General features: G+C 71.1%; 12 protein-coding genes and 1 pseudogene. 12 read left to right on the forward strand and 1 reads right to left on the reverse strand.

Annotated elements, in window-relative coordinates; all coding sequences use genetic code 11:
• Positions 1 to 5 precede the first annotated feature (5 nt).
• From HEB94_RS17090 to HEB94_RS50675, 7 genes and pseudogenes are all read left to right on the forward strand, one after another.
• Complete coding sequence (locus HEB94_RS17090) at positions 6 to 572, forward strand: MarR family transcriptional regulator (RefSeq protein ID WP_192750819.1); 567 nt, start codon at positions 6 to 8, stop codon at positions 570 to 572.
• A gap of 128 nt (positions 573 to 700) precedes the next feature.
• Positions 701 to 1,492, forward strand: coding sequence for a phytanoyl-CoA dioxygenase family protein (locus tag HEB94_RS17095; RefSeq protein ID WP_192750820.1), 792 nt, complete (start codon positions 701 to 703; stop codon positions 1,490 to 1,492).
• A gap of 307 nt (positions 1,493 to 1,799) precedes the next feature.
• The gene (locus tag HEB94_RS53550; RefSeq protein WP_192750821.1) at positions 1,800 to 3,062 is read left to right on the forward strand and encodes an NlpC/P60 family protein; all 1,263 of its coding nucleotides are present in this window, start codon (positions 1,800 to 1,802) and stop codon (positions 3,060 to 3,062) included.
• 22 nt (positions 3,063 to 3,084) lie between these two features.
• Complete coding sequence (locus HEB94_RS17105) at positions 3,085 to 3,900, forward strand: SAM hydrolase/SAM-dependent halogenase family protein (RefSeq protein ID WP_192750822.1); 816 nt, start codon at positions 3,085 to 3,087, stop codon at positions 3,898 to 3,900.
• A 432-nt stretch (positions 3,901 to 4,332) separates the two neighbouring features.
• Positions 4,333 to 4,476 (forward strand): annotated as a pseudogene (locus tag HEB94_RS54595) (DUF222 domain-containing protein); the annotation flags it as partial.
• Between the two features lie 76 nt (positions 4,477 to 4,552).
• Positions 4,553 to 5,044 (forward strand): DUF222 domain-containing protein, encoded by a 492-nt coding sequence (locus HEB94_RS52470; protein ID WP_337917740.1) that lies wholly within the window; start codon positions 4,553 to 4,555, stop codon positions 5,042 to 5,044.
• A 46-nt stretch (positions 5,045 to 5,090) separates the two neighbouring features.
• Positions 5,091 to 5,498, forward strand: a complete 408-nt coding sequence (locus HEB94_RS50675) for an HNH endonuclease signature motif containing protein (protein WP_273375785.1) — start codon at positions 5,091 to 5,093, stop codon at positions 5,496 to 5,498.
• Positions 5,499 to 5,708: 210 nt separating this feature from the next.
• Here the strand turns inward: HEB94_RS50675 and HEB94_RS17125 are convergent, their stop codons facing one another.
• Complete coding sequence (locus tag HEB94_RS17125) at positions 5,709 to 6,200, reverse strand: inorganic diphosphatase (protein WP_192750824.1); 492 nt, start codon at positions 6,198 to 6,200, stop codon at positions 5,709 to 5,711.
• 63 nt (positions 6,201 to 6,263) lie between these two features.
• On the opposite strand from HEB94_RS17125, the gene HEB94_RS17130 reads away from it, so the two are divergent.
• The 5 genes from HEB94_RS17130 (at position 6,264) to hpt (ending at position 12,257) form a co-directional block, all read left to right on the forward strand.
• Positions 6,264 to 6,455: a hypothetical protein gene (locus HEB94_RS17130; RefSeq protein ID WP_192750825.1), complete on the forward strand. Its 192-nt coding sequence runs from the start codon at positions 6,264 to 6,266 to the stop codon at positions 6,453 to 6,455.
• Between the two features lie 419 nt (positions 6,456 to 6,874).
• Positions 6,875 to 8,905 carry a D-alanyl-D-alanine carboxypeptidase/D-alanyl-D-alanine endopeptidase gene (dacB, locus tag HEB94_RS17135; RefSeq protein WP_192750826.1) on the forward strand — a complete coding sequence of 677 codons (2,031 nt, stop codon included), beginning with the start codon at positions 6,875 to 6,877 and terminating at the stop codon, positions 8,903 to 8,905.
• A gap of 228 nt (positions 8,906 to 9,133) precedes the next feature.
• The gene (locus HEB94_RS17140; protein ID WP_238361549.1) at positions 9,134 to 10,354 is read left to right on the forward strand and encodes a zinc-dependent metalloprotease; all 1,221 of its coding nucleotides are present in this window, start codon (positions 9,134 to 9,136) and stop codon (positions 10,352 to 10,354) included.
• Between the two features lie 7 nt (positions 10,355 to 10,361).
• Positions 10,362 to 11,522, forward strand: a complete 1,161-nt coding sequence (tilS, locus tag HEB94_RS17145) for a tRNA lysidine(34) synthetase TilS (RefSeq protein ID WP_192750827.1) — start codon at positions 10,362 to 10,364, stop codon at positions 11,520 to 11,522.
• Positions 11,523 to 11,696: 174 nt separating this feature from the next.
• Complete coding sequence (hpt, locus tag HEB94_RS17150) at positions 11,697 to 12,257, forward strand: hypoxanthine phosphoribosyltransferase (protein WP_192750828.1); 561 nt, start codon at positions 11,697 to 11,699, stop codon at positions 12,255 to 12,257.
• The last annotated feature ends 101 nt before the right edge of the window (positions 12,258 to 12,358 follow it).

Here is a 12,358-nt window from a genome sequence, read left to right on the forward strand (position 1 = left end):
CACCGGTGCGGCCGTCCGAGGGGCTGACCGGAGGCGCCGACGCGCTCGGGTCCGATCTGGCCGCGGAGATCGCCGCGGCCTGGGAGCGGGAGCGCCCGGGTACGCCCGTGACCTCCATCGGCGTCGTGTCCAGGATCTGGGCGCTCGCGAAGGCGTTCGGTGAGAACCGTCGCCGGGTGCTCGCCTCCGCCGGCGTCGACGCCGCGACCCTCGACCTGCTGAGCACCCTGCGCCGGGGTGGTCCGCCGTACTCCCTGACCACCCGCGACATCACCGACCGCACGCTGGTCACCGCGGGCGCGGTCTCCCAACGCGTCGCCCGGGCCGAGCGGCAGGGGCTGGTCCGGCGCCGACCGGCCGGCGACGGCTCGCGCGCGGTGTGGGTCGAGCTGACGACCGAAGGCCACGCCGCGGTGGAACGAACGGTCGACATCGTGCTGGGGCAGGAGGTCGAGTTGTTGACCGCGCTCGATCCGGACCAGCAGGAGCTGCTCGCCGAACTCCTCCGCGTCCTGCTGCACGACGTCCGCACGCGGTTCGGTGAGATCCCACCCACCCACGTGGGGACGTAGGCGTGCCCCGCCCCTGCGCCGCCTCGGTGTCCGTGGCCGAGTGCGGCCCGCTCACCCCGCGGTGGGTTCGTGTGGGCGGGCCGCCGTGCCAGGATCGTTCGGAACGCACCCACGAGGGGACGGCAGCGATGGCGACCAGTGGCGTACTCGAATGGCAGAGCGACGTCGACCGAGCCGGCCGGGTCGCGCCCGAGTTGGTCGAGCGCTACCGCAGCGACGGCTTCGTCCGGGTGCGCGGAGTCCTCGACGACGAGGAGGTCGCACGCTTCCGCACGGCGGCGGCGGGGTTCCTCGAGGCGCACCGGTCCGAGAGCTTCGCGAAGGACAAGGTGTTCACCCAGCTCGTCAACGTCTGGCGGCAGGACGCGACGGTAGGGGAACTCACCCTGCATCCGCGCCTGGCCGCGGTCGCCGAGCAGCTCGCCGGAATTCGGCTGCGGATCTGGCACGACCACATGCTGGTCAAGGAGCCGCACAACGAGGTCGCGACGGAGTTCCACCAGGACCGGCCGTACTGGCCACACACCGAGGACCGGCACTCTCTCTCGGCCTGGGTCGCGCTGGTCGACGTGCCGCCTGAGCGTGGCTGCATGTCGTTCCTGCCGGGTACGCAGACCCTCACCGGGTTCCGGCCGCAGGACCTCCACAACGAGGAGGATCTGTTCACCCTCGACCCGGAGTTGCGCTGGCTGCCGCGGGTGACCGTTCCGCTGCGCGCGGGCGACTGCACGTTCCACTCGAGCTACACGGGCCACATGGCGCTCGCCAACCGCACCGACCAGGCACGGATCGCGCACGTCGCGATCTACATGGACGCCGAGACGGCGTACTCCGGGACCTCCCATCCGGTGACCGACCCGCTCGGTCTGGCGCCCGGCGACCGGCTCGACGGCCCGATGTTTCCCCGGCCGGCGCGCTGAGCGAGATTGGTCTTCCTTCACTCATTGGTCTTCCTTCACGCCGGCAGGCGTGCTCAGGCGTTTCCGGCCTGACATTACCGCCCGTAATTCGGCCGTATTGGTCACCAGATCGGCGAATTCGACGACGCGATTTCGGCGGCACTGAGCCGAGTGACCGAAGTTCATACGAACAACGGCGTTTCGCACCCTCTCGGATGTAGGTACGTTCCGACCGGCAGGAGTCATTTGTTCCTTGGCGGTGGTTTCGGCCCTCGCCGCAGGGAGGCGATCAGCCGTGTCACGAACGCCATCAGGACAAGCAGTCCCCGTGGTGCGAGGGACGCTCGCACTCCTGCTCGGCGCGTCGCTCGCGGTGACAGCGTCCACGCCGGTCCTCGCCGAGCCGGCTCCCGCCCCCGGAACGGTCCCGAGCAAACGGCAGGTCGACGCCGCCCGCGAACGGGCGCGGGACGCGGCCGCGAGCGTCGGCCTGGTGCAGGCGAAACTGGCCGGGGCGGACGAGCGGCTACGCAAACTCGAGGTTGACGCGCAGGCAGCCGTCGAGGTCTACAACACCGCGGTCTACCGACGTACCCGCGCGGAGCAGGCGGCCGGCGAGGCGGCGGCCCGTGCGGAGGCAGCGCGTCGGGAGGCCGAACAGAAGCGACAGGCGGTGGCAGCACTCGCGGCCGCCGACTACCGACTCGACAGCCGGCTCAACGAGATCTCCGCCTACCTCGGGGCCGACGGTCCCCGCACGCTGCTGGATCAGGCGTCGACCGCCATGATGGTCTCCACCTCCGCCGTCGACGCCTACCAGTCCCTGCTGGCGAGCAGGTCCGTGGCACGGGCGCTGGACGCCGAGGCGGCGCAGTACGTCGAGACAGAACGCCGCCGCGCCGACGACGCGGCGAAGGCCAAGCAGCAGGCCGCCACGGCGATGGACGGGCAGTCGAAGGCGGTCATCGCCATCCGGGCGGAGAAGTCCGCCCTGATCACCCGGCTGGCGCAGCTCCAGCGGATCTCCACCCGGTTGGCCGCGAAACGCCAGGCAGGACTGGAGGCGCAGGCTCGCGCCCGCGCCGAGGCCGCGCGCCAGCGGGCCGAACGCGAACGCCAGGACGCCGAGCGGCGCGACCGCGACCGTCAGGGCGATGGTTCCGGCGGAGACGGCGGCGGAGGTGGCGGCTCACCGCGCAACGACGGCGACGGCACCTCCACCCAACAGGGCCGGGAGGTCGTCTCCTATGCGATGGCTCAGTTGGGTGAGCCGTACGTCTTCGGCGCCGACGGACCCGGCTCGTGGGACTGTTCTGGACTCACCATGAAGGCCTGGGCGCGTGCGGGCGTGTCGATGCCGCACTTCGCCCGCGGACAGTACTGGCAGTCCACGCCGATCAGGACGGGCGACCTGCAGCCGGGCGACCTGCTCTTCTGGGCCAACAATCCGCGCGACTCGAACACGATCTACCACGTCGCGCTCTACCTCGGCGACGGCAAGATGGTGCACGCGCCGAGGCCCGGACGGAGCGTCGAGGTGAAGTCGATGTGGTACATGGGAGCACCGACCCACCTCGCTCGGCCACGGTAGAGGGCGGGACAATTCCGGGAACATGCCGGAACTCATCGCCTTCCTCACCGACTACGGCACCCGCGACGGTTTCCCCGCCGTGTGCCACGGTGTCGCCGCCACCCTGGCGCCGTCCGCCCGGATCCTCGACGTCAGCCACGAGGTCCCACCGCACGACGTACGACATGGCGCCGCCGTTCTCGCCCGGGTCGCGGAGCACCTCCCGCCGGCCGTCTACGTCGGCGTCGTCGATCCTGGCGTCGGAACCTCCCGCCGCGGTGTGGCGCTCCGGGCCGGACCGAGCGTCCTCGTCGGCCCCGACAACGGTCTGCTGCTGCCCGCGGCCGACGTCCTCGGAGGTGTGACCGAGGCGCATCAACTGACGAACACCGGGTTGTGGCGCGCGTCGGTCGACCGGACGTTCCATGGCAGGGACGTGTTCATGCCCGTCGCCGCCCACCTCGCGCGCGGTGGACAGCTCGCGGACGTCGGAGACCGCGTCCCGCTGGAGGATCTGGTGCGACTTCCGGCGCCGACCCGCACGCTGCAGGCGGACGGCATGGCGTGCGAGGTCACCTACGTCGACCGGTTCGGCAACGTCCAGTTGGCAGGTGGGCCGAAGGAGCTCGGTCAGCTGCCCGACTGGGCCGTGCAAGGAGAGGTTGACGTCGAGTCCGAACGAGCATGCGGGCGCGCACTGGTCGGCGCGACGTTCGGAGACGTTCCGGTGGGCGGGTTGGTCGTCTACCTGGACTCCGACGACAGGTTGGCGGTAGCGGTCAACACCGGTGATGCCGCGGGTCGGCTGCGGGTGCGTACGGGTGACGTCGTGACGCTCCGCCGCCCACGCGTGGTCTGAGAATCGTCGGCCGTCGTCGCGGCCGCTCAACCTCACCAGAATTCGTTCGCCCGTAACGGCGTCGGTGGGGCTGGAGTGCCCTTGTTTTACAGGGGTTGTTGTCGGTGGTCGGGTCCAGGGTTTGGTCATGGACATCGACACCGGTGCTGGCGGCGGGGGTGCGGGTTTCGCGCATCCGTTGCTGGCTTGGCTTGCCGGTGTCGGTGCGGGTATTGACGCGGCTATCGAGTGCCCAACCCTGTCGTTGCCGCTGGATCAATACGAAGGGGCGTTGCGGCAGATCGCTGTCTCCGAGGCGAGGCTCGCGTCGCTGCGGTTGTCTCTGACGCGGCAGGCGGAGTTGAGCGAGGTCAGGAAGCTGACCGGTGCCGCCAACACGGCGGGCTGGGTGCAGCAGGTGACCCGGATGGGCGGCGTGAGGCGTCGGTGTCAGTGCGGCTCGCGAAAGCGTTGGACCAGACGATCCGCGCTACGGGCGAAGCCCTCTCCGACGGTGAGATTTCGCTGGGGCAGGCGCAGGTGATCGAACGTGCCATCCGACGGTTGCCCAACGACGTCGCTGCGGAGGTGAAGGCGGAGGCGGAAGCTTTTCTGCTGGACAGTGCGCAGGCGCTTGATGTCGATGACTTGGACAAGGCTGGGAAGCATCTGTATGAGGATCGCCCCGGAGGACGCCGAGCGTCGGATCGGGAAGCAGTTGGAGGAGCAGGAACGCCGGGCCCGGGAGAACCGGACGTTGAGCTTCGGGCCGGTGCGCGACGGGATGGGCACCATGTTCGTACGCCTCGACGTGCCCACCCTCGCGGTTCTGCAGGCACTCCTCGACCCGCTCGCCCGGCCGCGTCCCAGCGGTCCTGACGGGCCGGACCTGCGCAGCAGCGAACGACGGCAGGCAGACGCCTTCGCCGAACTCGTCGCCCTGGCCCAGGCCGCAGCCAGCGCACCCACCCGCGGCGGCGCACGACCACGCCTCACCGTGACGATCAGCTGTGACGACCTCGTGGTGAAGCTCGGGTACGGCACCCTCAACTCCGTGCTCACCGACTCCGGCCCTGCGCATCTGAAGGTGAGAACCCAGGCCGGAACTAACTGGAGGAAGAGGCGCCAGAGACGGTGGCGGGTCCAGGAGCGACGCGACCGGTGAACGAAGCAGCGGAGACCTGGTCTGTTACCGGATCACGGGGCCTCCGTTGTCAGCGACGCTGGTGCGGCAGTTGGCGTGTGATGCGGAGATCATCCCCGTGGTGCTGGGTGGTGACGGGGTGGTTCTCGACCTCGGACGGGGCACCAGGCTGTTCACGTCCTCCCAACGACACGCGTTGGCAGAGCGTGACGGCTATTTCTGCCACTTCCCCGAGTGCAGACGGCCGGAGAAGTGGACCGAAGCGCATCACATCAAGCACTGGGTGGACGGAGGAGCGACCGACCTCGACAACGGCGTCCTGCTCTGCCAGCACCACCACACCACAATCCACACGAAGGGCTGGACCGTGCGGATGGGACCCGATGGGCACCCCGAATACGTCCCGCCGCCCTGGGTCGACCCGTACCAGGCCATCATCCGACCCAACGACCGGACGCTGGTACGCCGACCCTGAGCCGGCCGGGCCGCCGACCGCCGCCGGGCGAGCCGGCCCCCACGCTGCCGGGCGAACCGGCGCCTACCCTGCCGGGCGAGCCGGCGCCAACACGCCCCGGACATGCCGACGGGCCGCACACCACGTAGGGGTGCGGCCCGCCCGTCCTCGAGCCCGTGGCGCTCAGCTCAGGCGGCGCGACACAAACGCGCGGCCCGGGCGTTCGCGTCGTCAGTGGTCGGGGTTCTCCTTCAGCCGCTGCTGGGAGGCGAGGATCTCGGCCTCGGCGCCCGCGCGGTCGACCCAGGTCGCGCCCTCGACGGACTTGCCGGGCTCGAGCTCCTTGTAGACCTCGAAGAAGTGCTGGATCTCCAGCCGGTCGAACTCCGGGACGTCGTGGATGTCCTGCAGGTGCGCGAGCCGGGGGTCGTTCGCGGGGACGCAGAGGACCTTGTCGTCGCGCCCCTTCTCGTCCCGCATCCGGAACATCGCGATCGGTCGGGCCAGGATCAGACAGCCCGGGAACGTCGGCTCCTGCAGGAGGACGAGGGCGTCGAGCGGGTCTCCGTCCTGGCCCAGGGTCTCCTCGATGAAGCCGTAGTCCGCGGGGTACTGCGTCGCCGTGAACAGCGTGCGGTCGAGCCGGATCCTTCCGGTTCGGTGATCCATCTCGTACTTGTTGCGCTGCCCCTTGGGGATCTCGATCGTCACGTCGACGTTCACAACGGCTGCCTTTCGTTCGTGCCTGCCCAGTAGTCTCCCGCACAGGACTTCTGATCTCCCGGGGTGCTGCTCGGAGTGCGCGAGCATGCCGTCCCACCCGGGGTGCTCGGGGACCGCCGGTCGGAGACTGCCGGACACCGCGAACGCCGGCACTCGCGATCACCGTCGACAGCGCCGTACGACGGCTGCGGTCCGACGAAGGCGCACAACAAGGCGGTGGAGGCGGACAACGTCACGGTGTGTACGCCGTGGTGACGGTAAGGGACGACCGGTGATCGGAGGACGACCTGGCGTCGTCCTCGCAGGGTTGACACGTAGGGTCCCGGCACCGGGGTAAAGGAGCCTGACGGGGCGGACGGTTCAGGGCTGTGGCAGGGACGAGGACGTCGTACGAGGCGTTGTCGTGCACAGACCCTGACCGCCGTACTCCGCTGCCGTATCGAAGGGGAGGTCGAGAGGGCGTGGCGGGACGACGGCAAGACGGGGGCAGCCCAGGCGACGAGCGCCCGGGAAGGCCCAGCTACTCCGGGGACGCACCGGCGCCCCACGAAGGCGAGTATCGCGGGACACGCCGTCGCGACCTGCGCCCGGACGAACGGCCGGGTGAGGGCCGATCAGCGGATGCCCGGCCGGTCGAGCCGCGCGTGGACTGGCGCCGCGAGCCGCCCCGCCCGGTGAGCGACTCGGACGAGTTCCGACCCCGGACGGGTTCGCGGCGGGAGATGCCACGCGAGACCTGGCGGGACGACGTGCCCCGCGAGACCTGGCCGTCGGACCTCCCTCGTGAGGACCGACCGCCGGGCGCACGCCGGCGGGATCAGCAGCCGGGGACGCGTCGCGGCGAGCGGAGGGCGGCGGACCTGCCCGGCGAGGGCTGGCGGCTCGACATGCCGTTGCCCGACGACGGCCCGGACGACCCGTGGCCCGGCGGCGACGGAAGGCACGCACTCCTCCGCGGTCAGTACGGCGGTCCCGGTCCCTCAGGTGGCCCCGGTCAGCCTGGCGGCCCCGGTCAGCCTGGCGGCCCCGGTCAGCCCGGCGGCCCCGGTCAGCCCGGCGATCCCGGTAACAGCGGCGGTGACAGCGGCGGAGCGGGCGGCGGCCGATCAGGCCCCGCGAACCCGCCTCCTGGACCACCCGGTTCGTCGGACGGTCCGCCCTGGCGGCGGCCGCCGTCGGACCCGCGGCCCGGTCCCGAACCGGAACCCCGACCAGAGCCGCGCCGCGGCGCGCAGCCGGACCCGGACCGGCGAGGTCCGTGGACCCGCGCCCGGGCCGGCGTGGTGGTGCTGGTCGCCTGTGCCCTGATCGCGGTCGGTGTCGCGGGCGTGGTCACCGGGGCGATTCCGTTGGGGTTCACGGACTCGGGCACGGACAAGCCCGTCGCCGGTGCCCCCGAAGGTGAGGCGCCGACTCCGACGCCTACTCCGACCCCGACACGGCCTGCCGCGCCCGCGGTCCTCGCGGCGGCGTCGGCTCCGGCCCTGCCGACCAGCGCCGGGCTGGCCGCCGCCATCAAGTCGGAACTCGCCTCGCCCGAACTCCGGACGCAGCACTCCTCGGTGGCGGTCCGGGACGTCGCCTCAGGTCGTCTTCTCTACGGCTCGGACGCGGCCACCGGCTACATTCCGGCGTCCACGACCAAGCTGCTCACCAGCGCCGCCGCCCTGGCGGTCCTCGGACCCGGCCACCGGTTCACGACGAAGGTGGTCCAGGGAAACACCGCGGGTCAGATCGTGCTCGTCGGCGACGGAGACCCCTCCCTGGCCACGGCGTCCGCGGTGAGCCGGATCGCCAACCCGTCGCGCAACTTCGCACACCAGGCCACGGTCGACAACCTGGCCGCGAAGACCGCGGCCAAGCTGAAGGCCGCGGGGACGACGCAGGTGCGGGTCCTCGTCGACGACACCCTCTTCAACGAGCAGATCAGTCCCAGATGGGAGTCGCAGTACGTCCCCACCGGGGTGGTGGCACCGGTCTCGGCGCTCTGGGTCGACGAGGCGAGGACGTCCTGGCCGGCCAACGTCCCCCGGGCCAAGGACCCCGCGCTGACCGCGGGTGAGGCATTCGTCGACGCCCTGCGGGACAACGGCATCACGGTCGCCGCCGACCCGGTGCACGGCAAGGCGCCCGCGAAGGCGACCACCGTCGCCGCCGTCCAGTCCCCGCCGCTGGAGGACCTCGTCGGCCACGTCCTGCTCGTCAGCGACAACGACGGTGCGGAGATTCTGGCCCGGCACGTGGCCGTGGCGGAGGGCAAGCCCGCGACGTTCGCCGGCGGGGCGGCCGCGATGAAGGAGGTGCTGGCCCGGCTCGGGGTGAAGGGCCTGGACAAGGTGGCGCTGTACGACGGGAGCGGGCTGTCCCGTCACAACCGGATCAGCCCCGACGTTCTCACCCAGGTGCTCGCCATCGCCTCCCGGCCGGACCACCCGGAACTGCGGCCGGTGCTGACCGGACTCCCGATCGCGGGGTTCACCGGCAGCCTGCAGACCCGGTTCTTCGGCGAGGCCGACAGCGGGGTGGGCTTCGTACGGGCCAAGACCGGCACCCTGTCCGGCGTCTCCAGCCTCGCGGGCCTGGCGGCCACCAAAGACGGCGCGGTGCTCGCATTCGCCGTCATGACCGACAAAGCGAGCAAGTACGACGCACGCCCACGGATCGAGGAGGTCGCCGCGATTCTGTCCGGCTGCGGCTGTCGGTAGTCGCGGCCCGAACCGGGCGATGGCAGAACGTGGTCGCCGGCTCCGACCGGCTCTGAGCTGGCACGGATCGCCCCGGCTCCTGGCCGATGATCGACACGGAGGGCGGTCGGCGACGGGATCGCGGACCGTCACCGGTCGCTGTCGGTGACCTCGTTCGGGCCGGTCCGACCGCCCAGACTCTTTCGCATCGGTCGTAGTACTGCGGGTGTGAGCGCGTACGGTGGGGGAATGAGTCAAACCGAGGCTGCTCCCGACGGCACGGACTCGATGGTCGACTGGGACCTCGCCCTCACGACCGCCCGCCGTCTCGTTCGTCCCGGGCCCGACGTCAGCGTCGAGGAGGCTCGCCAGGTCGTCTCCGACCTTCGCGAGTTCGCCCAGAAGGCCGAAGGACACGTACGGGCCTACACCGGCCTGCGGGCGACCGGCGCTCGCGCTCCGGTCGTGGTGGTCGACCGCAACGGCTGGGCCCAGGCAAACGTCGACGCCTTCCGCCAGATCCTCGAACCCCTCTCCGACAAGCTCCGGAGCCGGCGAGGCGGCCCCGACACCTCACCGATGGGAGCGCTGGGCTCCCGGGTGACCGGTGTCGAGACCGGTGCACTGCTCGCCTTCCTGTCCAGCAAGGTGCTCGGACAGTTCGACCCCTTCTGGTCTGACGACGACGCGGGCGCGACCGTCCCCGAGCCGCGCCACAGTGTCGACGAGCCGGTTGACTCCACCCACGACGGCGGGGCCCATCCCGTCCGTCCGGACGGGCGCAGCTCCGAACTCGTGCCGGGCATGGCCCCGGCCGGCCGGTTGCTGCTCGTCGCCCCCAACGTCGCCCACATCGAACGCGAACTCGGCGTCAACCCGCAGGACTTCCGGCTCTGGGTGTGCCTGCACGAGGAGACCCACCGGGTCCAGTTCACCGCCGTGCCGTGGCTCCGCGACCACCTCCGGGGTCAGATCAAGGCCTTCCTGGAGCAGACGGACCTGGACCCGAGTGCGGTGTTCTCCCAGCTCCGGCAGGGCTTGGAGCAGGTCGGCCGGATCGCCCGCGGCGGCGACCAGGGCGTCTCCTTCATCGACCTGGTCCAGACACCGGCCCAGCGGGAGATCCTCGACCGGGTCACCGCCGTGATGTCGTTGCTCGAGGGGCACGCCGACGTCGTAATGGACGGCGTCGGCCCGGAGGTCATCCCAACGGTCGCCACCATCCGCGAGCGGTTCCAGGATCGCCGGGGCAGTGGCAACTGGATCGACCAGTTCCTGAAGCGGTTGCTCGGCCTGGACGCGAAGCTGCGTCAGTACCGCGACGGCGCCGCGTTCGTCCGGGCGGTCGTCGACCAGGTGGGCCAGGAGGGCTTCAACCAGGTCTGGACCACGCCGGAGCACCTGCCGACCAAGGCGGAGATCACCGACCCCGACGCATGGGTACGCCGGGTGCACGGTTCGCCGAGCTGAGGACGCCATGGGACCGCATCCCGCGGTGGCAGCGGTCCGCGTGGCAGTACGCCGGAGCGTCGCTGATCTCGCTCCGGGTTCCTGGATCCTGGTCGCGTGCTCCGGGGGAGCCGACTCCACTGCCCTGGCCGCTGCGACGGCGTTCGAGGCACCCCGTGCCGGGTTCCAGGCCGGCGCGGTGACGGTCGACCACGGCCTGCAGCCCGGATCCGACGAGCGGGCCAGGGCCGTGGCCGACGTCCTGCGCGGCCTCGGTCTCCGTCCGGTGGAGGCGGTCCGGGTCGACGTCACCGGTGGGGGTGGGCCCGAGGCCGCGGCTCGCCGGGCCCGCTACGCCGCGCTGGACGAGGCCGCCGACCGACTGGGAGCGTGCGCCGTCCTGCTCGGCCACACGAGGGACGACCAGGCGGAGACGGTGCTGCTCGGGCTCGCGCGGGGTTCGGGTGCGCGCTCACTCGCGGGGATGCCGCCGCGTTCGGTCCGTGGCGGGCGCTACCGACGTCCGCTGCTCGCGCTGACCCGCTCGACCACCGAGGCCGCGTGCGAGGCCGAAGGCCTGCGTCCGTGGGCCGACCCGCACAACTCTGATCCGTCGTACGCCCGATCGCGGGTTCGCCAACAGGTGCTGCCCCTGCTCGAGCGCGAGCTCGGACCGGGTGTCGCGGCGGCTCTCGCTCGTACCGCCGACCTGTTGCGGGACGACGCTGATGCGTTGGACGCCTGGGCTGACCGGGCCTACGCCGAGTGCGTGCTGGGCCAGGTGCTCGAGGGGCGGGACGACGAGGGGCGGGACGACGAGGGGCGGGACGACGAGGGGCGGGACGACGAGGGCCGGGACAACGAGGGCCGGGAGGCACCGGGCCACGCGGGCCAGGAGGCCGGAGCCGGACATGGTCCGACCGGGCGTGCGGCCACCGACGGAGACGGTGCGTCGCCGGCACTCGGGCTTGCCGTGGACCGGCTCGAGGCGTTGCCGGCCGGCGTACGCCGGAGGGTCCTGCGCCGCGCCGCCCTGGCCGCCGGCTGCCCGGGAACCGACCTGTTCGCGGTCCACGTCGCTGCACTGGAGTCCTTGGTCACGCAGTGGCACGGACAGGCCTGGGTCGACCTGCCGGGAAGTGTGCGGGTCACCCGTCGTGACGGCCAACTTCGGCTGCGTCGTGTCTGAGGTGTCGAAGGCGCCGGCCCCTGGGGCGCGGACCAGGGACCAAGGTTCGTGTGGCACTCTGGCGTCGGGTCGCAGGTCTCCGACCGCCGATCCGCGGATGCCGACACGCGCGGCTCCGGCGACGTCCCGCGTCGTACCCCTCCTGATGCCCGGTTGAGAGTGCGGAGCTGATCGGTGGACCCCGAGCACGTCAGTAAGGACCTGAAGGCCGTCCTCCTCAGTGAGGAGGAGATCCAGGCGAAGGTGCATGAGCTGGCCGCGACCGTCGAACGTGACTACGCCGGACGCGACCTGTTGCTCGTCGGCGTGCTCAAGGGCGCGGTCATGGTGATGGCCGACTTCGCCCGCGCGCTCACCCGGCACGCCGAGATGGACTGGGTGGCCTACTCCTCCTACGGATCGGGCACACAGTCGTCCGGAGTTGTCCGGATCCTGAAGGACCTCGACACCGACATCACCGGTCGGCACGTTCTCATCGTCGAGGACATCATCGACACCGGCCTGACCCTTTCCTGGTTGGTCGCCAACCTGCGGTCGCGTGGCCCGGCGTCGGTGGAGATCTGTACTCTGCTCCGCAAGCCGGAGGCGGTGAAGATGGCCGTGTCGGTGAAGTATGTCGGGTTCGACATCCCAGACGAGTTCGTCGTCGGTTACGGGCTCGACCACGCCGAGGCCTACCGCAACCTCCGTTGTGTCGGCACCCTGGCTCCCCACGTCTATTCCGAGGTGGAATAGAGACAGGTGCGATTCGCAGCAGTGGTCGGGTGGCCCCCGGCGGTCAGGCGCGAAGCTCTGCGTCGCTGGTGTCGACCGAAGTCGGATGTGTCATAGCTAAC

The organism is Actinopolymorpha pittospori, from assembly GCF_014873875.1.
Classification (GTDB): Bacteria; Actinomycetota; Actinomycetes; order Propionibacteriales; family Actinopolymorphaceae; genus Actinopolymorpha; species Actinopolymorpha pittospori.

Excerpts from the sequence above, each read along its gene's own strand:
- HEB94_RS17095 (WP_192750820.1), top strand. The coding sequence starts at position 701 with ATGGCGACCAGTGGCGTACTCGAATGGCAGAGCGACGTCGACCGAGCC.
- HEB94_RS17105 (WP_192750822.1), top strand. The coding sequence starts at position 3,085 with ATGCCGGAACTCATCGCCTTCCTCACCGACTACGGCACCCGCGACGGT.
- HEB94_RS52470 (WP_337917740.1), top strand. The coding sequence starts at position 4,553 with ATGAGGATCGCCCCGGAGGACGCCGAGCGTCGGATCGGGAAGCAGTTG.
- HEB94_RS17140 (WP_238361549.1), top strand. The coding sequence starts at position 9,134 with ATGAGTCAAACCGAGGCTGCTCCCGACGGCACGGACTCGATGGTCGAC.
- tilS (WP_192750827.1), top strand. The coding sequence starts at position 10,362 with ATGGGACCGCATCCCGCGGTGGCAGCGGTCCGCGTGGCAGTACGCCGG.